Genomic DNA, 23,633 nt, shown 5'->3' on the forward strand with positions numbered 1-23,633 from the left:
CCCTCGCCGTCACCATGCGCACGCCCGGTGACGACTTCGCGCTCGCCGCCGGGTTCCTGGTCAGCGAGGGCGTGCTCGGCTCGGCGTCGGAACTCGCCAACATCGTGTACTGCGCCGGGGCGACGGCCGAAGCGCTCGCCGTTCATCCAGTCCGAACGGGCCTGGGCGATCTCCTCGCTGGTGCGGCCTATGAAGTTCCACCACATCACGAGCTCCTCCTCGAAGGGCTCGCCGCCGAGCAGCATGAGCCCGGCGTCGGAGACGGCGCGCAGCGGGAGGTCGGAGCGGCCGCAGCCGAGGTAGAGCATGGACCCGGGCAGCACGGGCACGCCGTCGACCTCGGCCTCGCCCGACATGGACAGCACGGCGTACTCGAAGTCGGGCTCCAGGGGCAGCCGCGCCCCGGCACCGGCGGCGAGAGCGAGGTCCGCGCCGACGATGGGCGTGTACGTCGTGCCGGGTGAGGCCGCGCTGTCGAGGGAGCCGAGCAGGACGGTGGCGGTCAGGCCGGGCGCGGTGACGACGGGCAGGTCGGCGTGGTGCTGCCAGTGCGGCTCTGTGTGGCGGTGCGCGTCGGGGAGCGCGACCCAGAGCTGGGCCCCGTGCAGGAAGCGCGCGTGGTGCTTCGGGCTCTCCTCGGAGTGGGAGATGGCCCGCCCGGAGGTCATCAGGCCGAGTTCGCGGGGGCGGATCGTCTGCAGGCTGCCGAGGCTGTCGCGGTGCAGCACCTCCCCTTCGTGCAGCCAGCTGACCGTCTGCAGGCCCATGTGGGGATGGGGCGGGACCTGCATACCCGGCTCGTAGGCGATGTCGTCGGGCCCGTAGTGGTCGACGAAGCACCAGGCGCCGACCATGCGGCGGCCGAGGTTGGGAAGCAGCCGGCGGACCTCGGTGGATTCCCCCAGCTGCACGCGGCGCGGGCTGAGGAGTTCCCGCACCGGTTCCGCCACGACGAAGCCCCGCCCGCCGCAGACAGTGGGAACGGCCTGGCGATCCAGATTGCTCATGCTCACAACCTATGCCTGTCGGTCACTCGCGCGGCGTGCCGCACACGAATAGAGATTGTGGAATATTAAACTGCTTCGGGTCGCTGAGGACGGCATGAGGCAACGGCAGGAGCGGACACGGAGCTATCTCACCCACGGTACGGCGGCGGAGCGCTGGGAGCGCGCACAGCTGTTCTTCGGGGCGAAGGAGTACGCCGACGCGGCCAGGGTGCTGCACAGCGTGGTCGAGGAGACGCCCGAGCAGGTCGGACCCCGCCTGCTGCTGGCCCGTGCCTACTACCACTCCGCGCAGTTGCGCCGGGCCGAGGAGCAACTGCGCGCGGTACTCGACCGCGACCCCGTCGAGCGGTACGCCCGGCTGATGCTGGGCCGCACGCTGGAGCGGCAGGGCCGTCCCGAGGAGGCCGCGCGGCACCTGCGGCTGGCGGCCGTGCTCGGCGGCGAGTTCCCCGAGCCGACGCACTGAGCGCGCCGCCCCCTCGGGCGGTGACGCGGGCGCACGGGGCCAGGCGCACGAGCCGTGAGGCGGTGCGGGCGTGCGCCTGTGCGACCGCATTCCCGGGGGTCGGTACCCGGGAATGCGGGGGCACGGCCCGGGCGGGCTAGCCTGGGGCCACGATGAACCGTTTGACCACGTCATGGGGCGAGTTCGAACTCGCCCGCTTCCCCGAGGACCCGCGCGACCGGCTCCGGGCCTGGGACGCCGCCGACACGTATCTGCTGCGGCACCTGGCCGGGCTCGCCGGGGACGGTGACACGGCCGCCCCCGTCGATCTGTCGGGCACCGTGGCCGTGGTCGGTGACCGGTGGGGCGCCCTCACGACCGCGCTCGCCGCACACCGTCCCGTACAGGCCGCCGGTTCCGCAGAGGTCCCCGGTCCCGCCGAAGGCACGGCCCCCGCGCAGGACGCGGCCCCGGCACCGGTCTCCGGGCTCGTGCAGATCACCGACTCCTTCCTCACGCAGCAGGCCACCCGGGCGAATCTGGCCCGCAACGGCCTCGTCCCGGGCGTCGGGGACGAGAACAGCCACAGGGACGGGGACGGCGGGCCGGTGAAGCTGCTGTCCACCCGCGAGACCCCGCCCGGACGGATCGACGTCCTGCTCGTCCGGGTCCCCAAGAGCCTCGCGCTGCTGGAGGACCAGCTGCACCGTCTCGCGCCCGCCGTGCACCCCCGCACCGTGGTCGTCGGCACGGGCATGGTCACCGAGATCCACACCTCGACGCTGAAGCTGTTCGAGAGGACCATCGGCCCGACCCGTACCTCCCTGGCGGTGAGGAAGGCCCGGCTGATCCTCTGCACCCCCGACCCGGCGCTGCCGCGCGTCCCCAGCCCCTGGCCGCTGGTCCACACGCTCCCGCCCGGCGCCGGCCCCGTCTCCGGTCTCCCCGTCACCAATCACGCCGGGATCTTCTGCGCCGAACGGCTCGACATCGGTACGCGGTTCTTCCTCCAGCACCTGCCGCGGCTCCGGGGACCGCAGCGCATCGTCGACCTCGGCTGCGGCAACGGGGTGGTCGGTACGGCGGCGGCGCTGGCGTGTCCGGAGGCGGAGGTGGTCTTCGTCGACGAATCCTTCCAGGCGGTCGCCTCGGCCGAGGCCACCTTCCGCGCCTGCACCGGCGCACGGGGCCCGGCGCGCGGGGCGGAGTTCCTCGTCGGCGACGGTCTGTCCGGCGTCCCGGACTCGAGCGTGGACCTGGTCCTGAACAACCCGCCCTTCCACTCGCACCGCGCGACGACCGACGACACGGCCCGCCGCATGTTCTCCGGCGCCCGCAGGGCCCTGCGACCCGGCGGGGAGCTGTGGGTCGTCGGCAACCGTCACCTCGGGTACCACGTGCGGCTGCGGCGGCTCTTCGGCAACTGCGAGGTCGTCGCGAGCAACCCGAAATTCGTGATCCTCAAGGCCCGCAGACAGCGGTGACCCGGAGCCGCGGCCCGGGCGGTGACCCGGACGCCGGCCCCGCGGGGCGGAGGCCCGGGCCGGTGCCCGGGTCACCGCCAGTGGAAGTGCGTCCAGGTGTGTTTGTCCCCACCGACCCAGCGGACGACATCGGGGTCGTCCAGGTCGAGGTGGCCGAGGCCCGCCCGGTGGGCGATCTCCATGACGTCGAGGACCGACGTGGCCTTCCCGGCCAGTTCGCCGCCGATCTCGACGATGCGGAACGGGGGCTCTCCGGGCTGGACACCCAGCACGGTGATCGGGGGGACCGCGATGTGCGGTACTTGGCTCTCTGTCACGCGCGCCTCCTCCCTTCTTGCGTCTCCTGATCCGCCTTCTCGCCGGTGGTCAGGCCTTGTTCCTACTGATCACGGTAGGTCTCGAGCAGCCGCAGCCACACCTCGCTGATGGTCGGGTAGGCGGGCACGGCGTGCCAGAGCCGTTCGACGGGGACCTCCCCGGCGACGGCGACGGTGGCGGAGTGGAGCAGTTCGGACACGCCGGGACCGACGAACGTGGCGCCGAGCAGCACTCCGCGGTCGAGGTCGACGACCATCCGGGCCCGGCCGCGGTAGCCGTCCGCGTAGAGACCGGCGCCCGAGACGGAGCCCAGGTCGTAGTCGACGGCCCGGACCCGGCGCCCGGCGCGTTCCGCCGCCTCGGCGGTGAGGCCCACGGAGGCGGCCTCGGGGTCGGTGAACACGACCTGGGGCAGGGCGGCGGAGTCGGCGGTCGCCGCGTGGGCGCCCCAGGGGTCGGTCTCCAGGATCGGGGTGAGCCGGGCGCGGGCGGCGATCGCGGCGCCCGCCACCCGCCCCTGGTACTTGCCCTGATGGGTCATCAGCGCACGGTGGTTGACGTCGCCCACCGCGTACAGCCAGTCGCTGCCGTGTACCTGGCAGCTGTCGTCGACCTCCAGCCAGGAGCCGGGCTCGATGCCGACGGACTCCAGGCCTATGTCGTCGGTGCGCGGTGCCCGGCCGGTGGCGAACAGCACCTCGTCGGCCCCGACGAGCTCGCCGTCGTCGAGGGTGAGGGTGACGCGGTTCCCGTCCCGTACGACCGCGCTCACCGTCGCGTTGGTGCGGACGTCGCAGCCGGCCTCCTTGAGGCTCTCGGTGATCAGGTCGCCGACGAAGGGTTCCATGCGGGGCAGCGGCCGCTCGCCGCGGATCAGTACGGTCACCTCGGAGCCGAGGGCCCGCCAGGCGGTGGCCATCTCGACGCCCACCACTCCCCCGCCGACGACGATGAGCCGGCCGGGGACGGTGCGCGCGCTGGTGGCCTCACGGCTGGTCCACACCTTGGCCCCGTGGATGCCGGGCAGGTCGGGGATCGCGGCCCGGCTGCCGGTACAGACGGCCACTGCGTGCCGTGCGGTCAGCAGGTGCTTCTCGCCCTCCGGGCCGACCACGGAGACCTTCCGGGGTCCCGCCAGCCGGCCCTGGCCGCGGAAGAGGCGCGCGCCGGTGGACTCCAGCCAGGCGACCTGGCCGTCGTCCTTCCAGTCCGAGGCGAAGTGGTCACGGCGGGCGAGGACCGCGGCGGCGTCCAGCGGATCGGCGGCACCGCGGCCGATGCCCCGGACCTTCATGGCGTCCGAACGGGCGCTGACCGGCCGCAGCAGCGCCTTGCTCGGCATACAGGCCCAGTACGAGCACTCGCCGCCGACGAGTTCACTCTCCACCACCGCGGTGCTCAGCCCTGCGGCGCGGGTGCGGTCGGCGACGTTCTCGCCCGTGGGCCCGGCGCCCAGCACCACCACGTCGAACTCCTCGGCCACCGTCGTCATCGTGCGTCAGCTCCCCTGCTTCGCTGGTGCGGGCCGTGGTCGGTCCCCCACCGATCAGTGTGGCGGCGGGAGTGCCCCGGGGCCACATGGGCAGTCGGAATAGGTCGGGCGGATGCGCCGTTGTGCGGGGTGTCCGGCGCCCAGATGACGGGAAGGCATGGCATGACCAGCACCGTTGAACTGACCAAGGAGAACTTCGACGAGATCGTCTCGGCGAACGACTTCATCCTGATCGACTTCTGGGCGTCCTGGTGCGGTCCCTGCCGCCAGTTCGCCCCGGTCTACGAGGGCGCCGCGAAGCGCCACGAGGACCTGTTGTTCGGCAAGGTCGACACGGAGGCGCAGCCGGAGCTGGCCGCGGCCTTCCAGATCCAGTCGATCCCCACGCTGATGATCGTCCGCGACAACGTGGCGGTCTTCGCCCAGCCGGGTGCGCTGCCGGAGGCGGCCCTGGAGGACGTCATCGGCCAGGCGAGGAAGCTGGACATGGACGAGGTCCGCAAGTCCATCGCCGAGGCGGAACAGAAGTGACGCGGCAGCCCCCACCGGGCACGCCGACGCGCCGTACCCCTCACCGGACGGACCAGTGACACGGGCGCCCCACGGCCCTGACGGCCGCGGGGCGCCCTTTGTCTTTCCGCCCCCGGTGGCTCCCGGGGGCGGACGGGGGATTTCGGGGCCCGGAGGGCCCGGGGAATCCCGCCGGAGGGCTCAGAACGGGTAGCCGGCCACGTCGCCCCGGACCGTGGTCCAGCGCAGCTCCGTGAACGCCTCGATGTTGGCCTCGCCGCCGAACCGCGCTCCGGTGCCGGAGGCCGCGATGCCGCCGAAGGGCGCGACGGCCTCGTCGTTGACCGTCTGGTCGTTGATGTGGGCGATGCCCGTGGGGATGCGGTCGGCCAGTTCGAGACCGCGTGCCGTGTCACGGGTGACGATGCCCAGGGAGAGCCCGTAGGGGCCGGCCGCGGCCAGGGCGGCGGCCTCGTCGGGTGTGCTGAAGGGCCGCACGGGCGCGACCGGGCCGAACACCTCCTCGGCATAGGCGGGGGTCTCGTCGTCGGCGCCCGCCAGCACCGTCGGCCGGTAGAAGAGGTCCTCGTGCGTGCCGCCCGCGGCGAGCTTGGCGCCCATCGCGGTGCTGGCCGTCACCAGGCCGTGGATCTTGTCGAGCTGGCTCCGGTCGATGATCGGCCCGAGGTGGACCTGCTCGCGGTACGGGTCGCCCACGGCGAGGGAGTCGGCCTTGGCGGCCAGCCGGTCGACGTACTCCTCGTACAGCGAGGCGTGCACCAGGTGGCGGCCGGTCGTCATGCAGATCTGGCCCTGGTGGAAGAAGGAGCCCCAGGCCGCGGTGGAGATGACGGCGTCGATGTCGGCGTCCTCCAGTACCACGAGCGCGCTGTTGCCGCCGAGTTCGAGGTGGGCGCGCTTGAGGGCGCGGCCGGCCGCCTCGCCGACCGCCCGGCCCGCGGCGGTGGAGCCGGTGAAGGAGATGACGGGGATGCGGGGCTCGGTGACCAGAGCCCGGCCGACGTCGGCGCCGCCGGGCAGGACGTGCAGCAGCCCCTCGGGCAGCCCGGCCTCGGCGAGGACCGCCGCGACGGCCAGGCCGCCGACCACGGCGGTGCGGGGGTCCGGCTTGAGGATCACGGCGTTGCCGAGGGCGAGGGCGGGGGCGACCGAGCGGATGGACAGGATCAGCGGCGCGTTGAACGGCGAGATCACGCCGACCACGCCGACCGGGAGGCGCCGGGTGTACGAGAGCCGGGGCGCCTCGCTGGGGAGAACCTGTCCGGTGGGGCGGGAGGCGAGGGCGGCGGCCTCGTAGCACTCCTGGGCGGCGACGTGCAGCTCGAACTCGGCCTTGCCCGGGATGGAGCCGGACTCCCGGACGATCCAGTCCTTGTACTCGGCGGCGTGCGCCGTGAACAGGTCGCCGGCGCGGCGCAGCACGGCGGCACGCTCGAAGTGCGGGGTGCGTGCCCACGCGGTCTGCGCGGCCGCCGCGGCTTCGGTGGCGGAGGTGACGTCGTCCGGGGTGGCCAGGACGTAGCTCGCGAGGCTCTCCCCCGTGGCGGGCTCGAGGACGGCGGCTTCGCCACCGGACAGTCCCCGGGGCTGCCAGGTCTTCGGGTCGAGCAGGGACATGAGGATCTCCATTGGCTCAGTGGTGCTCGTGGCTCGATGGTGCTCGTGGCTCGGCGGTGCTCGGGCCGCCCCCGCGGCCCGGTCGTGCTCAGGCTCCTCGAACAGGCTGGTCGAGGGGCAGCCCCACGTAGTTCAGGGCGAGCTCGGCCGCGGCGGACGGCGAGTCCGCGATGCGGTGCAGGCGCGCGAGCTGCACATGGTGTTCGAAGGCGCTCTCATCCGGTTGAGCGTGCAACATCGTAGTCATGTCATAGGAGAAACGTGTCGCCTGCCAGACCCTCTTGAGGCACAAGTCGCTGTAGGCGTCGAGGAGTTCGGTGGATCCCGTGCGGGCGAGGTGGGTGAAGGCGCGGGCCAGCAGGGTGACGTCGGAGACGGCGAGGTTGAGCCCCTTGGCTCCGGTCGGCGGCACGATGTGCGCCGCGTCCCCGGCCAGTAGCAGTCTGCCGTGCCGCATCGGCTCGGTGACCCAGCTGCGCATCGGCGTCACCGACTTCTGCGTGATGGGGCCCCGCCGGAGCGTCCAGTCGCCGTCCAACTCGAAGCGGGTCTCCAGCTCGTCCCAGATGCGTTCGTCGGACCAGTCCCGCGGATCGGTCCCGTTGGGCACCTGGAGATAGAGCCGGGAGACGCTGGGCGAGCGCATGCTGTGCAGGGCGAAGCCCCGGGCGTGCCGTGCGTAGATCAGTTCCTCGCAGGACGGGGGCACGTCGGCGAGGATCCCCAGCCAGGAGAACGGGTAGGTGCGCTCGTACGTCCTGAGGACCTCGTCCGGGATCGTGGCCCGGGCGATGCCGTGGAAGCCGTCGGCGCCCACCACCCAGTCGCAGTCGAGGGTCTGCTCACGGCCCTCGTGGCGGAACCTGACGAGGGGCTGCCCGGAATCGGGCTTCTCCACCGCGAGGGCCTCGGCCTCGAAGAACAGCGGCGGCCCGTCGGCGAGCTGACGCTCAATCAGATCCTTCACGACCTCGGTCTGCGGGTACACCATCACCGAGCGGCCGCCGGTGAGGGCGGGGAAGTCGATGCGGTGGCCGCGGCGGTCGAAGCGCAGCTCGATGCCGTGGTGGACCATGCCCTCGCGGTCCATGCGCCCACCGGCCCCGGCCTCGCGCAGGACGTCGACGGTGCCCTGCTCCAGGATTCCGGCGCGCTGGCGCTGCTCGACGTACTCACGTGTGCGGTTCTCCAGCACCACGCAGTCGATGCCGGCGTTGTGCAGCAGCCGGGCGAGCAGCAGCCCGGCGGGCCCGCCGCCGATGACGGCGACCTTGGTTCTCATCGGATCAGCGCTCCAGTACGAGGGCGAGGCCCTGGCCGACACCGATGCACAGCGCGGCAAGGCCGGTGCCCGAGCCGGCGGCGGCGAGCTGGTGGGCCACGGACCCGGCGAGGCGGGCTCCGGAGGCGCCGAGCGGGTGACCGATCGCGATGGCCCCGCCGCGCGGGTTGACGACGGCAGGATCGAGTTCCGGCCACTCGGCGAGACAGCCGAGGGACTGGGAGGCGAAGGCCTCGTTGAGCTCGAAGGTGGTGAGGTCGCCGAAGCCGCGACCGGCCTTGGCGAGGGCCTTCTGTACGGCCTCGACCGGGCCGAGCCCGAAGAAGTGCGGCTCGATGCCGGTGACGGCGGAGGCGCGGATCCGGGCGAGCGGCTCCCGGCCGGTGGCGCGCAGGCCCTCCTCGTCCACGATCAGGAGCGCCGCCGCACCGTCGTTGAGCGGGGAGGAGTTGCCGGCGGTGACCGTGCCGCCGTTCTTGCGGAAGGCGGGCTTCAGCTTCGCCAGCGCCTCCATGGTGGAGGACTCGCGGATGCACTCGTCGCGGGTCAGGTCCACGCCCTCGTAGGGCACGACCTCGTTGTCGTAGAGGCCCTGCGACCAGGCCGCGGCGGCCTTGCCGTGCGACTCGAGGGCAAAGGCGTCCTGCTGCTCCCTGCTGATGCCGTGCTTGTCGGCGATCAGCTCGGCACCCTCGCCGAGTGGGACGGTCCACTCGGCGGGCATCCGCGGGTTCACCATGCGCCAGCCGAGGGTGGTGGAGTGCAGCTGCTGGTGGCCTGCGGGGTAGGCGCGCTCGGGCTTCTGCAGCACCCAGGGCGCGCGGGACATGGACTCGACGCCGCCGGCGATGACCACCGAGGCGTCGCCGAGGGCGACCGCGCGGGCGGCCTGGATGACTGCTTCGAGGCCGGAGCCGCAGAGCCGGTTGACGGTGACGCCGGGCACGGAGACGGGGAGTCCGGCGAGCAGGACGGCCATCCGGGCCACGTCGCGGTTGTCCTCTCCCGCGCCGTTGGCGTCACCGAAGAACACGTCTTCGACGCGGGCGGGGTCGAGGTCCGGGGTGCGTTCCACCAGGGACCGGACCACGTGCGCGGCAAGATCGTCGGGCCGTACGGAGGCGAGGGCGCCGCCGAATTTTCCGATGGGGGTGCGGACGGCGTCGACGATGTACACGTCGCGGATGCTCATACGGGTCTCTCCTGCGGCCGGATCTCAGCGGATGGCAAGGGACTGGTCCGGGCGGTGCCGCCCGGCGTGACACCCAGGGGGTTGTTCGCCCAGTGAACTTATGTTCATACTTGCCCCCTCGAAGTCTCTGCCGCACGCCGCCCGCTGTCAACGGTCGGCGAGCACCCAGCCTGGAGCAGCCATGCCGGACACCGCCCCGCAGCCCGCCCCCGACGACACCGTCGGCCCGCTCCAGCGCGGGCTCGCCGTGCTGCGCGCCCTCGGCCGCGCGGACGGCGGCAGGCTGCGCCACAGCGAGCTGGCGCGCGGCACGGAGCTGGCCCGCTCCACCGTCGACCGGGCCGTCGCGACGCTGTGCACGCTGGGTCTCGTGAGCAGTGACGGGCGGGAGGCGGAGCTCGCGCCCCAGGCGATGCGGCTCGGCGGCGCCTATCTGTCCGCCTCCGGGATCCCGGAGGCGCTGGGGCCGCTCGCCGAGCGACTCGCCGACGAGTTCGACGAGTCGGTGTCGGTCGCCGTCCCCGACGGCGACGGCGTGCGGTTCGTCCTCCAGACCGTACGCCGCAGGACCATGTCCCTCGCCTTCCGCATCGGCGACCTGCTTCCGGCGGAGCGCTGCGCCCCGGGGGCCCTGTTCGCCGCGGAGTGGGACGAGCGGACCTGGGCCGCCTGGCGGAAGCGGCGCGCGGCCGACCCCATGGACCGGGGCTTCCCCGCCGTGCCACCGCGCCCGGCCCCTTGCGCGGACCGGTTCGAGGAGCTGTCCGCCGAGTGCGGGCGGCGCGGCTGGGCCGGTGACGACCAGCTGATCGAGCCCGGGCTGCTGGCCGTGGCCGTGCCGGTGCGCGGCCCGCAAGGGCAGGCCGTGTGCGCGGTGAGCGTGGTCAGCCACACGAGCCGCTACGACCCGGACTCGCTGCGCGAGACGGTGCTGACCCGGCTGAGGGAAGCGGCGGGCGAGTGCGAGGCGGCGCTCGCGGCACACCGGGCGGCCCCCGACCCGTCCCCCGGCGGTCATGCGCTGCTGCGGCCCGAGGGCGCGGAGCCGGGGCCCGGTTATCTCCAGTCGCTGGCCCGCGGGCTGTCCGTGCTCACCGCGCTCGGCGCCGGGCGGGACGAGGGCATGACCCTGAGCGCCGTGGCCGGGGCGACGGGGCTCGCCAGGGCCACGGCACGACGGTCGCTTCTCACCCTGGAGCAGCTGGGCTACGCGGCGAGCGACGGCCGGCGGTTCCGGCTGCTGCCGCGGGTGCTGGAACTCGGCTACGCCTCGCTGTCGGATCGCGGCTTTCCCGAGCTCGTGCAACCGCACATGGCCGAACTGGTCAAGCGCGTGGGCGAGTCGGCGTCCATGGCGGTGCTGGACGGGCAGGAGATCGTGTACGTCGCCCGGGTGCCCACGGTCCGCATCATGAGCGTCAACATCAGGCTCGGGACCCGTTTCCCGGCGTACGCGACCTCCATGGGCCGGGTCCTGCTCGCGGGCCTCGGTCCGCAGGAGCGGGCGGTCCGGCTGCCCCGCGTCCTGCCCGAGCCGCCGACCTCCCGCACGGTGACCTCGCCCGCCCGGCTCGCCCGGATCGTCGAGGAGACGGAGCGGAGGGGGTACGCCTTGGTGGACGGGGAGTTGGAGGAGGGACTGCGCTCTCTCGCGGTGCCGGTCCACGACGCGAGCGGCCGTGTCGTCGCCGCCCTCAACCTCGCCCAGCACTCCGGCCGGGGCACGCCGGAGGACATGGTGGACGCCCTGCTGCCGGCGCTGCGTGAGACGGCCGCCCACATCGAGTCCGACCTGCGTGCCGTGGCGTACGGCCGGGCCCTGCCGCCGCCCTGACACGGGGGCGGCCGCCCTGCCGCCGCCCTGGACCGCCCTTCCGCCGCACCGGCACCGGGGCGGACCCGCGGCCGGCGCGCCGGGCTTCCGGCGGAGCGCTCGGCTCAGGTGGAGGCGCGGCGGACCGCGTACGCCGTCATCAGGGTGGTGCTGCCGAGGTCGGCGGAGGAGTCGCGGACCGCGGTGTCGACGAGCGAGGCGAGCGCCTCACCGGTCACGAGATCGAGGTGGACCGTGCTGAGGCGGGGGCGCTGGAGACGGCCGAGCAGGAGGTCGTCCGCGCCCATGACAGCGATGTCGCCCGGCACGCCGACACCCTCGTCGCACAGGGCGCGCATCAGCAGGGCCGCGTACTCGTCGTTGTAGGCGAACACCGCGTCCAGCCCGATCTCACGTGCCCGCCGGGCGGCGAGCGAGGCCGGCTCCTCCTCGTACGCCAGCGGCAGCGGCTCGATGAACACGCCACTGCGGTCGGCCACTTCGCGCGCCCCCGCCAGCCGGGGCGCCGAGAAGACCTCCAGGCCCGGCTCCTGCGGCACCACCACCCCGATCCTCCGCCGGCCCCGCTCCACCAGGTGCTCGAGGGCGCAGCGGCCGATCGCGGCCTGGTCGGCGTGCAACAGGCGGGCGCCCTCGACCGGTTCGGGCCCCAGCGTGACGACCGCGCGGGCGCCCGACCGCTTGAGGATCTCCACGCCGTGCGCGGTCAGCCCCGGCTCACCGAACGAGAGCACCGCGACCGGGCGCAGCTCCGCCCAGGCGCGGGCCGCCTCGTCGCCGCTCATGCCGATGGTGCCGTACTGCACGACGGTGTAGTCCAACCGCCTGAGCGCCCACTGGAGTTCGGCCAGGAAGCGCCCGTACAGCGGCCCCAGCGGGATGTGGGCGCCGGGCAGCAGCACCATTCTGGTGCTGCCCGCACGCAGACTGCGGGCGGCGGCGTGCGGCACGTAGCCGAGTTCCTCGGCCGCGGCACGGACCCGGTGCCGGGTCGCCTCGCTGATGCGCACCGCTTCGGTGTCGTTGAGTACGTAGCTGACGGTGGCGCGCGACACCCCGGCCAGCCGGGCGACGTCCGCGCTGGTGGGGGCGGCCCGCTCGGTCACACGGGCGCGCATGGGGGGTTCGGGTGTCCGGTTCATCGCGGTCCGCATCCTTCCAGAGCGTCCGCGGACCGAATTCGGTGGATGGCACAACGGAACCGCCCCCGGCTACTGTGCGGTTGACCGAGCGGTAACTTACGGGCGTGGGGGAGGACCGGTGGCGGGTGTCGCGTTCGCGGGACTGGCGGACAGCGCGAGGGCGCTGGCCGCCGGCACGTTCACGTCGAGGGAACTGACCGAGCGTGCGCTGAGCGGCATCGAGGCCACCCAGGGCACCCTCAACGCCTTCCGCGTCGTGCGGACCGACGCGGCGCTCGCCGAGGCCGACGAGGCCGACCGGCGGCTCGCGGCCGGTGAGCGGCTGCCGCTGCTCGGCGTTCCGGTCGCGGTGAAGGACGACATGGACGTCGCGGGCGAGCCGACCGCCTTCGGCTGCCCCGGAGACTTCCCGCCGAAGACGGCGGACGCGGAGGCGGTACGCAGGCTGCGGGCGGCCGGTGCGGTGATCGTCGGCAAGACCAATACGCCGGAGCTGGGCCAGTGGCCCTTCACCGAGGGCCCGGCGTTCGGGGCGACCCGCAACCCGTGGAACCGCGCGCACACGCCCGGCGGTTCGTCCGGCGGCTCGGCCGCCGCCGTCGCGGCCGGGCTCGTGCCCGCGGCGCTGGGCTCGGACGGCGCGGGCTCGGTACGCATACCGGCGGCCTGGACCCACCTCGTCGGCGTCAAACCGCAGCGCGGGCGGATCTCCACCTGGCCGGAGGCCGAGTCCTTCAACGGCATCACGTGCAACGGCGTACTCGCCAGGACGGTGGAGGACGCGGCGCTGCTGCTGGACGCGGCGAGCGGAAGCCACCCGGGGGACCTTCACCGGCCGGCGCCGCTGCGGACGCTGCCCGCCGTCGGCCGGGACCCCGGCCGGCTGCGGATCGCCCTCTCGCTGCGCACCGCGTTCACCCTGGCCCCGGTCCGGCTGGACCCGGCGATCCGGAGCGCGGTGACCGCGCTCGCGGAACGGCTCGCCGCCCTCGGCCACGAGGTCGTCGAGCACGACCTCCGGTTCGGGCCGGTCGGCCTGACCTTCGTCCCCCGGGCCACGGCGGGTGTGCGCACCTGGGCCTCGCGCGTCCCCGACCCCGCGCTGCTCGATCCGCGCACCCGGAGCGCCGTACGGATGGGCAGGGTGCTGGGCGGCGGACCGCTGCGGCTGGCCCGGCGTCACGAGGCCGCGCTCCAGCGGAAGGTGGGCGAGGCATTCGAGCGCTTCGACGTCGTCCTGGCGCCCACGACGGCGGTGCCGCCGCCGCTCATCGGATCGATGGCGGGGCTGTCCGGGCTGCGCACCGACCGGACGATGATGGCGGCCTGTCCGTTCGCGTGGCCGTGGAACGTGCTGGGCTGGCCGGGGGTCAACGTCCCCGCGGGGTTCGTCGGGGACGGCCTGCCCGTGGGTGCCCAGCTCCTGGGCCCCGCCGGAAGCGAACCCCTGCTGATCTCCCTGGCCGCCCAGCTGGAGGCGGACCGGCGCTGGTCCGACCACCGCCCACCAACGCCCCAACGGCCCCAGTCGTCCGGTGATCCGGCCTGACCCGGTCCGGCCCGGTCCGGGTGCGGCGCCGGTCACGGCGGCCGGTGTTCCGCGGCCCCCCACCCGCGGCCGCTGCCAAAGGGGCCGCCCCCACCGTGATCCGCGCCCGCCCGGACCGGGCCGCGCGGAACGGCCCCGCACGCGGCGCGACCGCTCCACGGGGGACGCGGAGCACCGTGCGCCCCGCGGATCAGGGCCCCGGGAGGCGCAACAACCCGTTCGGCCGTCACCGCGGGGGCCGCGTGCCGGGACTCCGGACGGGGCGCGAGGCGGGCGCAGGCGTACGTCGAGGGCCTGCCCGGGTGGCCGGCCCGCCCTGCGGGACGGGCCGGACGGACCTACGGTGAAGGGCGTGACCGCCTGTTCGGAGGAGACGACCGCGCCCCACGGGCCCCGGCCCCGCGAGGCGGGACGGGTGCACGCCCCCCGGCGGGGCGCGGACCCCCGTTACGACGGGAGCCGCTCCGGGAAGGCCGCGCGGAACGCGGCCCTGGCCGGCGAGTCGGGGTTCCGGTCGAGCACCGCGAACACGACGTGGTCGAACCGCCCCGCGAAGCGGCCGCCGGTCAGGTGCGTACGGAAGGCGTCGGCGACCACGGCCGGGTCGTTGCGGAACACCCCGCAGCCCCAGGCCCCCAGGACGAGCCGGCGGTAGCCGTGCACGGCCGCGACCTCCAGCACCCTTTCGGCGCGCGAGAGCAGCGCCGCCGGTATGAGGTGCGCGAGCTCCGGCGTACGCCGCAGGATCACTCCCGCGTTCGGCGCGGGAGAGGTCAGGAAGCCCACCGGGAACGGCTCGTCGAGGAGCTCGCCCCGGTCGTCGCGGAAGACCGGGACGGCCGGGGAGTGGATGACGCGGTCGCTGTAGAACGCGCTGCGCTCGGCGCGGTGGTGTTCGTAGTACTCGGGGGCGCGCAGCAGGCAGGTGTACAGCGCGGAGGCGCGGCACAGCGCCTCTTCCTGCGCCTGGGCACCGTTCAGGAAGCCGCCGCCCGGGTTGCGCGCCGAGGCGAAGTTCAGCACGGCCACCGGCCCCCGCGCGCTCCCCTGGCCATCCCGCACGACGACCAGCCGGCGTGCCGCTTCGAGGCTGCTCTCGCCGGTGACCTCGACGACCGTGTGCCGCGCGGTGGCGAGCCCCCCGGCCCCCGGCGCGGAGGCGGAACCGGACCCGGGCACGACCGGGGATGCGGCTGCGGACGCGGGCTGAAGCTGGGGCTGGGACAGAGGCACGGGGTCCGGCCCGTGCATCCTGGTGCCGTCCCGTGCCTGGGCCACCGCCGCGGCGATGGACACGTCCCGGCCTGCCGGTCCCGTGTACCGTCCCGTCGCGACGATCTTCTCGGTGTGCTGCGCGATGTTCCGCAGCCGTGCGCTCATCGCCACTCCCCCGTGCCGTGCATACGGAGATCGTCCGTCCTGGGGCACCGCGGGCGCAACAGCGTTTTCGTGCGCCCTTTGGGCACTCTTGTGCGAGCCGGGAAGCCGGGTTTAGGTGGGACGGTGCGCCCCGGCCCCACCGGACCGGGGCACGGCCCGACGGTCCCGACCCTCGACAGGAGGATCCGGCCATGAAGAACGGCGGCTGTGCCGAAGCCGCCCTTGCCGGGGCAGAAGCCGGCAAGGCGATCAGCGAAGAGGAGGCGGAGGCCCTGATCAGGGGCATCTGCTTCAAGACCGGCCCGCCCGGCGTCATCGGGGTGGAGCTCGAATGGCTCGTGCACGACCTCGACCGACCGGAACAGCCCGTACCGCTCCACCGCCTCGAAGCGGCCTTCGCCGAACTGCGGGAACTGCCGCTCGGCTCCCCGCTCACCTTCGAGCCCGGCGGGCAGCTCGAGATCAGCTCCCTGCCGGCCTCCTCCCTGATGGAATGCGTCGAGGCCACCTCCGCCGATCTGCGCCTGGTGCGCACGGCGCTGCGGGAGCGCGGTCTTCGCCCGGCGGGACTGGGCGAAGATCCCTGGCGTTCTCCCAGACGCTTCCTGCTCCAGCCCCGGTACGCCGCCATGGAGGCGTACTTCGACCGGCACGGTCCGGCCGGGCGGGAGATGATGTGCAACTCCGCGTCCGTGCAGGTGTGTCTGGACGCGGGCCACGAGGAACCGGGCCCGCTCGGCCATGCGCGCCGCTGGCGGCTGGCACATCTGCTGGGTGCGGTGTTCGTCGCGGCGTTCGCCAACTCGCCGCTGCGCGGCGGGCGTCCCACCGGCTGGCTGTCGACCCGGCAGGCGCACTGGGCGTCGATCGACACCCACCGTTCCCTCGCGCCCGCGGAGGGCGCCGACCCGCGTGAGTCCTGGGTCGCGCACGTCCTGGACACGCCCGTGATGTGCGTACGCAGCCCCGAGGGGCCCTGGACGGTTCCGCGGAAGGGTCTGATGCTGCGGGACTGGACGCGCGACGGCCACGGCCTGCACCGTCCGCCGACCCGGGAGGATGTCGAATACCACATCACCACGCTGTTCCCGCCGGTCAGACCGCGCGGACACCTGGAGCTGCGCATGATCGACGCGCAGCCGGGCGAGGACGGCTGGATCGTTCCGCTGGCGGTGGCGGCGGCCCTGTTCGAGGACCCGGCGGCCACCGAGACGGCCTACCGGGCGGTGAAGCCGCTCGCGGAGCTGGCCGGCCCGGGCCCCGCGCCGCGCAACCCGCTGTGGCTGTCGGCCGCGCGGGTGGGTCTCGCCGCGCCGGGGCTGCTCGAAGCGGCCCGGGTCTGTTTCGCCGCCGCCGTCGAGGCGCTGCCGCGGCTCGGTGCCTCGACCGCCGTACGGGACGCGGTGGGCGCGTACACCGAGCGCTTCGTCGAGCGCGGGCTCTGTCCCGCCGACGAGCTGCTCCGCACCGTTTCACGGAACGCCGGCGGCCCGGGCGCGCCCGGGACCTCCGGCGAGCCCGGGATCTTTGGCACCCACGGGGAGAGGAACCGCACATGACCACCCGCACCGATGCCGGCGACGCCGACACCGAGGACCTGCGGCAGCGCGCGCTGACCACCCTGGCCGCGGCACGGGAACGCACCGACGCCCTGACCACCTGCGTCGACGACCGCGATCTGACCGCACAGCACTCCCCGCTCATGTCGCCTCTGGTCTGGGACCTGGCCCACATCGGCAACCAGGAGGAGCAGTGGCTGCTGCGGGCGGTCGGCGGCCGGGAGGCCATGCGCCCGGACATCGACCCGCTGTACGACGCGTTCGAGCACCCGCGTGCCGAGCGCCCCTCACTGCCGCTGCTGCCCCCGGACCAGGCACGCGCCTACACGGCCGAGGTCCGGGGCCGGGTCTTCGACCTGCTGGAGTCCGTGCCGCTGCGCGGCAGCTCGCTGCTGGACGCTGGATTCGCCTTCGGGATGGTCGCCCAGCACGAGCAGCAGCACGACGAGACCATGCTGATCACCCATCAGCTGCGACGCGGCCCGGCAGCGCTGACCGCGCCCGATCCCGAGGAGCCGGGTGCGGTGGACCTGCCCGCCGAAGTCCTCGTACCGGGCGGCGAGTTCACGATGGGCACGTCCACGGAGCCGTGGGCCCTGGACAACGAACGCCCCGCCCACCGCACCGAACTGCCCCCGTTCTGGATCGACACCACGCCGGTGACCAACGGCGCGTACCTGCGCTTCGTCGAGGACGGCGGCTACGGTGAGCCGCGCTGGTGGTCGGCGGACGGCTGGGCGTACGTCCGTGAACACGGCCTGCGCGCACCGCTGTTCTGGCGCGAGGAGGGCGGCCTGTGGCTGCGCCGCAGGTTCGGCGTGGTGGAGCCGGTCCCCGACGACGAGCCGGTGCTGCACGTCTCCTGGCACGAGGCGGACGCCTACGCCCGCTGGGCGGGGCGCCGACTGCCGACCGAGGCCGAGTGGGAGAAGGCGGCCCGGCACGACCCGGTGAGCGGCCGGTCGACCCGCTTCCCGTGGGGCGACGAGGACCCGACGCCGCTCCACGCCAACCTGGGGCAGCGGCACCTGCGCCCGGCGAAGGCGGGAGCCTACGCCGCGGGTGCCTCGCCGCTCGGTGTGCGGCAGTTGATCGGGGACGTGTGGGAGTGGACGTCCAGCGACTTCCTGCCCTACCCGGGGTTCACGGCGTTCCCGTACAAGGAGTACTCCGAGGTCTTCTTCGGCGGTGACTACAAGGTGCTGCGCGGCGGCTCCTTCGCGGTGGACCCGGTGGCCTGCCGGGGCACCTTCCGCAACTGGGACCTGCCGGTCCGCCGGCAGATCTTCTCCGGCTTCCGCACGGCACGCGACGCCGGTCCGGAGCTTGGCTGATGTGCCGTCACCTGGCCTATCTGGGGCCCGATGTGCCGTTCGGCGAGCTGCTGGTGAAACCGCCGCACGGGCTCCTCAAGCAGGCGTGGGCGCCGCGGATGCAGCGGTACGGCACGGTGAACGCGGACGGCTTCGGCGTCGGCTGGTACGCCGAGGGCGACCCGGTGCCGGGCAGGTACCGCAGGGGCGGTCCTGTCTGGGCCGACCCGTCGTTCATGGACCTGGCCCGGGTGGTGCGCACCGGCGCGCTGCTCGCGGCCGTGCGGGACGCGACCGAGCCGGGCGCCGACGGGGAGGCAGCGGCGGCGCCCTTCGCGTCGGGGCCCTGGCTGTTCAGCCACAACGGCGCGCTGCGGGGATGGCCGCGCTCGGTGGCGCCGCTGGCCGCCGCGATGCCGGTCGACGAGCTGCTCACGATGGAGGCGCGCAACGACTCGGCGTTCGTCTGGGCGCTCGTCCTGCACCGGCTGCGGGGCGGTGACACCCCGGCCGAGGCGCTGGCCGACACGGTGCTGGAACTCGCCGAGGCCACCCCGTCGTCCCGGCTGAACCTGCTGCTGACCGACGGGGAGACGATCGCCGCGACGGCCTGGGGAGACACGCTCTGGTACCTCTCCGAGCCGGGCCGACGCACCGTCGTCGCCTCCGAGCCCTACGACGACGATCCGCACTGGAAGGAGGTGCAGGACCGCAGTCTGCTGGCCGCCACCCGCACCGACGTACTTCTGACCCCGCTCAAGGAGCCCGCCGCGTGAGTCCGCTTCGCATCACCCGCACCCTGCCCGAGGACGCCATGGACGCCGCGCTGCGCTCCGACGTCCTGCACGGGCTGACCCGTACGCCCAAGACGCTGCCGCCCAAGTGGTTCTACGACGCCCGGGGCAGCGAACTGTTCGAGGACATCACCCGGCTGCCCGAGTACTACCCGACGCGGGCGGAGCGGGAGATCCTGCTCACCCGCGCCGCCGAGATCGCCTCCGTCACCGGTGCCCGCACCCTGGTCGAGCTGGGCTCCGGTTCCTCCGACAAGACCCGGCACCTGCTGGAGGAGCTGACGGACCTGGACAGTTATGTTCCGGTCGACGTGAGCGACTCCGCGCTGAAGGGCGCGGGCGAGGTACTGCTCGCCGAGCATCCGGGGCTGAACGTCCACGCGCTGGTCGCCGACTTCCAGCAGGGCCTGGTGCTGCCGTCCGGCACTCCCGGGCCGCGGCTGCTGGCCTTCCTCGGCGGCACCGTCGGCAATCTGCCGCCCGCCGAGCGGGCGGTCTTCCTCTCCTCGCTGCGCGCGCTGCTCGAGCCCGGGGACGCGCTGCTGCTGGGCACGGATCTGGTCAAGGACGAGGCGACGCTGGTCGCGGCCTATGACGACGCGCAGGGCGTGACCGCGGAGTTCAACAAGAACGTCCTGTCCGTGCTGGCCCGGGAGCTGGGCGCGGACTGCGACCCGGCCGACTTCGCGCACGTGGCCCTGTGGGACCGCGAGAACGAGTGGATCGAGATGCGGCTGAGGGCCCGTCACGACCTCACGGTGAAGATCCGCGATCTGGACCTGACGGTGGACTTCGCGGCCGGGGAGGAGCTGCGAACCGAAGTCTCCGCGAAGTTCAGGAAGGACGGGGTGCGCGCCGAACTGGCGGCCGCAAAGCTCGAGTTGACTCACTGGTGGACGGACTCCGAGGGCCGGTTCGCATTGTCGCTGTCCGTACCGCATACGGCTACCGATCGGTAATTTCCTCGTCCCCGCCTCTCCACTTCCCGTCGTGAACATGCCACCATCAGGCATCCGACGAGGGAAGGGAAGCAGGCATGGCGAGTGGAGGAGCGCGTCACCGGCTCGGTGCGGCCGCGGCCGTCGTGGCGTTCGCGGTGGGGGTTCCCGCCGTCACGGCGGCCCCGGCCGCGGCCGGCACGACGTCCACGGCCGCGGCGGCGACCACCGGCACAGCGGCCGCCGCCGCGGACATCGACTACGCCGCCTGGCAGCGCGATGTGCGGGCCGTGATCGACCAGGCGCTCCCCTATGTCGAGCAGCGCACCGCGAACGCCTCGGGCGAGAAGACGGCGATCGTCTTCGACGTGGACAACACCACCCTGGAGACCGACTTCCACGAGTGGTACGAGTTGCCGACACCCGCGGTCCAGGCGTCGCTGGAACTGGCCACGTACGCCAAGTCCCGTGGTGCCGCGGTGTTCTTCGTGACCGCCAGGCCCGGCATCATCCACAGCCTCACCAAGTACAACCTGAAGTCGGAGGGCTACCCCCTCGACGGGCTGTACGTACGTGATCTGCCGGACCTGTTCGACGAGGTCAGCGAGTACAAGACCCGCAAGCGCGCGGAGATCGAGGCGCAGGGCTACACCATCATCGCCAACGTCGGCAACCGCTCCACGGACCTGGTCGGCGGCCACGCCGAGCGGACGTTCAAGCTGCCCGACTACGACGGCGCGCTGTCCTGACGCCGTACCGGACGCTCCCGCGGCCCGCGCGCAGGCGCGGGCGCGCGGCGCCCGCGCCTGTCGTCTCGCGCGCCGCGCCCGGGTGGGGCACGGTGGAATGAGAAACCTGCCCCACCCCAGGGAGCCGTTCATGTCGAACCACACGTACCGGGTGACCGAGATCGTCGGCACCTCCACCGAGGGAATCGACCAGGCCATCCGCAACGGCATCGGGCGCGCCTCGCAGACCCTGCGCAACCTCGACTGGTTCGAGGTGAGTCAGGTGCGCGGCCATATCGAGAACGGCGAGATCGAGCACTACCAGGTGTGTCTGAAGGTCGGCTTCCGGCTCGAGGAGGCCGGCTGACCGGCCGATCGACCGACCGGCCGGGGGCGCCCGTCAGGTCCGCCCCTCGCGTTCCTGGGCGGCGTTCAGCGCCGGGGAGGTACGGCCCCAGCCGGCCCGTACGACGCGGAAGCCGGCACGCTCCGCCGCCTCGCACACCAACTCGTCGTCGTCGACGAGCACCCGCACCTCGCGCCGTGCCGCCAGCCGCCGCAGCACGTCCATCTTCGTGTGACGGGCGGGGCGGCGGTCGTCGTTGCGTCGCATCCAGATCCGGCCCGGCGGCAGCCCGTACCGCTCCAGCCACACGGCGGTGTCCTTGCGGCACCGCTCCGGGCGGCCGGTCAGATAGGTGATCTCGCAGTCCCGCGCGCTCTCCAGCAGCAGGCGGACGCCCTGTTCCAGCGGCGTGTCGTACCTGGCCGCCGCGAAGAACCCGTTCCAGTCCCGCGGGTGGCGCTCCAGGAGGTGCTGCCGGTGCGCGGTGTCCGCGAGCGTGCCGTCGAGGTCGAACACGGCCAGTGGCCGGAGGGTGTCGTCCACGCGGGCCAGCCTAGGAGATCTGTCGCTGGTCGGGAATGAGTCCGCCCTTCGTCCGGACGAAAACCGCAGACGGGACCCTCGACCGGGTCGCCGCCCACTGCCGCCGAATCTCCCACTCGGATCACTGGGCGGCAGGGCCACCAGCACCGGGTCGGCACGCTTTCGTGTGCCCCGCACCGCCCTCCCTCCCCGGGGCCAACGGCGCCCATGTCGGAGCCCGAGAACGGGCCTGCGTTAATCGCTGGTGTGCGGCCCGGTGGCCCTTGTAGGTTTGCCTCGCGACCGCGCCTCCGATGCGCTCGGCTGCGGCTACTTCCTTCTGACAACCAAGTGACGCCGCCGCCCACCTTGATCCCGGCAGGCGCGGGCGCCTTCGCCCCGTCGCCGGGGCTGTCCCATCCTTTGAATCCAGGGGGATTCGCTGCCTCGTCACACCCCACGCGTCTCCAAGATCTGGTCCGAGATGCTCGTGGCCCCGCACGTCTCGGCGGCCGCCCGCTCCCTGCCCCCACCGCGGCTCCACCACGGGCCCGCCGGGCCGGACTTGCGCACCTACGAGGGCGGCCCGGCCTTCGTCCGGGAGCCCCGCGAGGAGCTCTTCCTCCTTGCGGTCGGCAACTTCGTCTCCCAGCGCACCTTTTACGAGAGCGGTGAGGAGCGGGACGACCGGTACGCCCGTCTCGTCGGTCAACTCGCTGTCCAGGACCCCGTGTGGACGGCCGGCCTGCTGCGCTGGCTTCGCGGCGAGGGCAACATGCGCACGGCGTCCCTGGTGGGCGCCGCCGCGTACGTCCGGGCCCGGCTCGGGGCCGGGGCGTCCGGAGGCCCGTCCAACCGGTCCGTGATCGACTCGGTGCTCCAGCGCGCCGACGAGCCCGGCGAGCTGCTCGCCCACTGGGTCTCGGTGCACGGGCGGAACGTGCCGCAGCCCGTGAAGCGGGGCATCGCCGACGGCGTACGCCGGCTGTACACGTCCCGGTCCCTGCTCAAGTACGACACCGCGGCCAAGGGCTTCCGCTTCGGCGACGTGCTCAACCTGGTGCACGCCTCCCCCGACCCGGACAAGCCCTGGCAGGGCGCGCTCTTCCGGTACGCCCTGGACCGCCGCCACCACCCCGAGCAGGCGGTTCCGCCGGCCTCCGACCGCCTGCTGACCGCCCACCGGGCGCTGATGGAGTCGGCTGCGGACGAGCGGCGGGCGGTGGTGAACGGGCCGGGCGGCTCCGAGCGGCTGGCCGCGGCGGGCATGACATGGGAGGCCCTGGCGGGCTGGCTCCACGGACCGATGGACGCCGCCGTCTGGGAAGCCGTCATCCCCACGATGGCGCCGATGGCGCTCTTGCGGAACCTGCGGAACTTCGACGAGGCGGGGGTCTCGGACGAAGTCGCGGCCCGGGTCGCCGCACGGCTTTCGGACGCCGCCGAGGTCACCCGGTCCCGGCAGTTCCCCTTCCGCTACCTGGCCGCCCACCGGCACGCGCCGTCGCAGCGCTGGGCGGCCGCGCTGGAACGGGCACTGGGCCACTCCCTGGCCAACGTGCCGCCCCTGCCCGGCCGGACTCTGATCCTGGTGGACCGCTCCGACTCGATGTTCTGGGACAACGTCTCCGAGCGGTCCAAGCTGACCCGGGCGGACGCGGCGGCCGTGTTCGGCACCGCGCTGGCCATGCGTGCCGAGCAGGCGGACCTGGTGGAGTTCGGCTGGAGCAGCGCAGAGGTGCCGTTCGAGCCGGGCGAGCCGGTACTCGAGGTGCTGAAACGGTTCCACAGTCTCGGAGGCACCAACACCACGAAGGCGGTGCGGACCCATTACCGGGAGCACGACCGGGTCCTGATCGTCACCGACGAGCAGGCCGCCCCCTACGGCCCCGGCGGGCCGGCCGAACCGGTCCCGGGCGACATCCCGGTCTACACGTGGAACCTGGCGGGGTACCGGCCCGCCCACGGCCCCACGGGCCCCCACCGGCACACCTTCGGCGGCCTGACGGACGCCGCGTTCCGGATGGTCGGCCTCATCGAGGCCGGCCGCGAGGCCGCTTGGCCATGGACCGCCGATCTGGCCTGATCCGAAAGACACGGCCTGGTCCAGGCCGGCCCGCGTGGACGACACCCTCCGGCCACGGGGGCGCCGGTTCCCGG

At 73.5% G+C, this 23,633-nt stretch carries 21 protein-coding genes; 12 read left to right on the forward strand and 9 right to left on the reverse strand.

Going from position 1 to position 23,633, the window contains the following annotated elements; translation table 11 throughout:
- Nucleotides 1-1,007 (reverse strand): pirin family protein (locus GUY61_RS07340; protein WP_166629245.1); only part of this gene is annotated, 1,007 nt, incomplete at its 3' end.
- 94 nt (nt 1,008-1,101) lie between these two features.
- Between GUY61_RS07340 and GUY61_RS07345 the strand changes: the two genes are divergently transcribed.
- Nucleotides 1,102-1,473 carry a M48 family metallopeptidase gene (locus GUY61_RS07345; RefSeq protein WP_166629246.1) on the forward strand — a complete coding sequence of 124 codons (372 nt, stop codon included), beginning with the start codon at nt 1,102-1,104 and terminating at the stop codon, nt 1,471-1,473.
- A 152-nt stretch (nt 1,474-1,625) separates the two neighbouring features.
- Complete coding sequence (locus GUY61_RS07350) at nt 1,626-2,936, forward strand: methyltransferase (protein WP_166629247.1); 1,311 nt, start codon at nt 1,626-1,628, stop codon at nt 2,934-2,936.
- Between the two features lie 71 nt (nt 2,937-3,007).
- Here the strand turns inward: GUY61_RS07350 and GUY61_RS07355 are convergent, their stop codons facing one another.
- Both GUY61_RS07355 and GUY61_RS07360 read right to left on the reverse strand, forming a co-directional pair.
- Nucleotides 3,008-3,253 (reverse strand): hypothetical protein, encoded by a 246-nt coding sequence (locus tag GUY61_RS07355; RefSeq protein WP_166629248.1) that lies wholly within the window; start codon nt 3,251-3,253, stop codon nt 3,008-3,010.
- A 62-nt stretch (nt 3,254-3,315) separates the two neighbouring features.
- Nucleotides 3,316-4,746: an NAD(P)/FAD-dependent oxidoreductase gene (locus GUY61_RS07360; protein ID WP_166629249.1), complete on the reverse strand. Its 1,431-nt coding sequence runs from the start codon at nt 4,744-4,746 to the stop codon at nt 3,316-3,318.
- Between the two features lie 162 nt (nt 4,747-4,908).
- Here GUY61_RS07360 and trxA point away from each other — a divergent pair, with 162 nt between their 5' ends.
- Entirely contained in the window at nt 4,909-5,277 is a 369-nt protein-coding gene (trxA, locus tag GUY61_RS07365; protein ID WP_166629250.1) for a thioredoxin, read from the forward strand.
- Between the two features lie 180 nt (nt 5,278-5,457).
- On the opposite strand, the gene GUY61_RS07370 is transcribed toward trxA, so the two are convergent.
- From GUY61_RS07370 to GUY61_RS07380, 3 genes are all read right to left on the reverse strand, one after another.
- Nucleotides 5,458-6,894 (reverse strand): benzaldehyde dehydrogenase, encoded by a 1,437-nt coding sequence (locus GUY61_RS07370; RefSeq protein ID WP_166629273.1) that lies wholly within the window; start codon nt 6,892-6,894, stop codon nt 5,458-5,460.
- A gap of 88 nt (nt 6,895-6,982) precedes the next feature.
- Nucleotides 6,983-8,176, reverse strand: a complete 1,194-nt coding sequence (locus tag GUY61_RS07375) for a 4-hydroxybenzoate 3-monooxygenase (RefSeq protein WP_166629251.1) — start codon at nt 8,174-8,176, stop codon at nt 6,983-6,985.
- A 4-nt stretch (nt 8,177-8,180) separates the two neighbouring features.
- Nucleotides 8,181-9,368: a thiolase family protein gene (locus GUY61_RS07380; protein WP_166629252.1), complete on the reverse strand. Its 1,188-nt coding sequence runs from the start codon at nt 9,366-9,368 to the stop codon at nt 8,181-8,183.
- A 181-nt stretch (nt 9,369-9,549) separates the two neighbouring features.
- Here GUY61_RS07380 and GUY61_RS07385 point away from each other — a divergent pair, with 181 nt between their 5' ends.
- Nucleotides 9,550-11,202: an IclR family transcriptional regulator C-terminal domain-containing protein gene (locus GUY61_RS07385; protein WP_166629253.1), complete on the forward strand. Its 1,653-nt coding sequence runs from the start codon at nt 9,550-9,552 to the stop codon at nt 11,200-11,202.
- 104 nt (nt 11,203-11,306) lie between these two features.
- Here GUY61_RS07385 and GUY61_RS07390 read toward each other — a convergent pair whose 3' ends face one another.
- Nucleotides 11,307-12,344 carry a LacI family DNA-binding transcriptional regulator gene (locus GUY61_RS07390; RefSeq protein ID WP_166629254.1) on the reverse strand — a complete coding sequence of 346 codons (1,038 nt, stop codon included), beginning with the start codon at nt 12,342-12,344 and terminating at the stop codon, nt 11,307-11,309.
- 118 nt (nt 12,345-12,462) lie between these two features.
- Between GUY61_RS07390 and GUY61_RS07395 the strand changes: the two genes are divergently transcribed.
- On the forward strand, nt 12,463-13,893 hold the full coding sequence (locus tag GUY61_RS07395; protein ID WP_313896554.1) for an amidase: 1,431 nt from the start codon (nt 12,463-12,465) through the stop codon (nt 13,891-13,893).
- Nucleotides 13,894-14,340: 447 nt separating this feature from the next.
- On the opposite strand, the gene GUY61_RS07400 is transcribed toward GUY61_RS07395, so the two are convergent.
- Entirely contained in the window at nt 14,341-15,273 is a 933-nt protein-coding gene (locus tag GUY61_RS07400; RefSeq protein ID WP_166629256.1) for a TIGR02452 family protein, read from the reverse strand.
- A 191-nt stretch (nt 15,274-15,464) separates the two neighbouring features.
- Between GUY61_RS07400 and egtA the strand changes: the two genes are divergently transcribed.
- The 6 genes from egtA to GUY61_RS07430 all read left to right on the forward strand — a co-directional run bounded on the left by egtA (nt 15,465) and on the right by GUY61_RS07430 (nt 20,972).
- Entirely contained in the window at nt 15,465-16,832 is a 1,368-nt protein-coding gene (egtA, locus tag GUY61_RS07405; protein WP_166629257.1) for an ergothioneine biosynthesis glutamate--cysteine ligase EgtA, read from the forward strand.
- On the forward strand, nt 16,829-18,166 hold the full coding sequence (gene egtB, locus GUY61_RS07410; RefSeq protein WP_166629258.1) for an ergothioneine biosynthesis protein EgtB: 1,338 nt from the start codon (nt 16,829-16,831) through the stop codon (nt 18,164-18,166). The genes egtA and egtB overlap by 4 nt, the downstream gene beginning before the upstream one ends.
- Complete coding sequence (egtC, locus tag GUY61_RS07415; RefSeq protein ID WP_166629259.1) at nt 18,166-18,921, forward strand: ergothioneine biosynthesis protein EgtC; 756 nt, start codon at nt 18,166-18,168, stop codon at nt 18,919-18,921. Before egtB ends, egtC begins: the two co-directional genes overlap by 1 nt.
- Nucleotides 18,918-19,898: an L-histidine N(alpha)-methyltransferase gene (egtD, locus tag GUY61_RS07420; RefSeq protein WP_166629260.1), complete on the forward strand. Its 981-nt coding sequence runs from the start codon at nt 18,918-18,920 to the stop codon at nt 19,896-19,898. Before egtC ends, egtD begins: the two co-directional genes overlap by 4 nt.
- A 77-nt stretch (nt 19,899-19,975) precedes the next feature.
- A complete protein-coding gene (locus GUY61_RS07425) occupies nt 19,976-20,626 on the forward strand; it encodes an HAD family acid phosphatase (protein ID WP_166629261.1) in 651 nt (216 codons plus the stop codon).
- Between the two features lie 130 nt (nt 20,627-20,756).
- Nucleotides 20,757-20,972 carry a dodecin gene (locus GUY61_RS07430; protein WP_166629262.1) on the forward strand — a complete coding sequence of 72 codons (216 nt, stop codon included), beginning with the start codon at nt 20,757-20,759 and terminating at the stop codon, nt 20,970-20,972.
- Between the two features lie 33 nt (nt 20,973-21,005).
- Here the strand turns inward: GUY61_RS07430 and GUY61_RS07435 are convergent, their stop codons facing one another.
- Nucleotides 21,006-21,494, reverse strand: a complete 489-nt coding sequence (locus GUY61_RS07435; protein WP_166629263.1) for a hypothetical protein — start codon at nt 21,492-21,494, stop codon at nt 21,006-21,008.
- A 463-nt stretch (nt 21,495-21,957) separates the two neighbouring features.
- On the opposite strand from GUY61_RS07435, the gene GUY61_RS07440 reads away from it, so the two are divergent.
- Nucleotides 21,958-23,559, forward strand: coding sequence for a TROVE domain-containing protein (locus GUY61_RS07440; protein WP_166629264.1), 1,602 nt, complete (start codon nt 21,958-21,960; stop codon nt 23,557-23,559).
- The last annotated feature ends 74 nt before the right edge of the window (nt 23,560-23,633 follow it).

Source organism: Streptomyces sp. GC420 (assembly GCF_009916105.1).
In the GTDB taxonomy this organism is placed as follows: domain Bacteria; phylum Actinomycetota; class Actinomycetes; order Streptomycetales; family Streptomycetaceae; genus Streptomyces.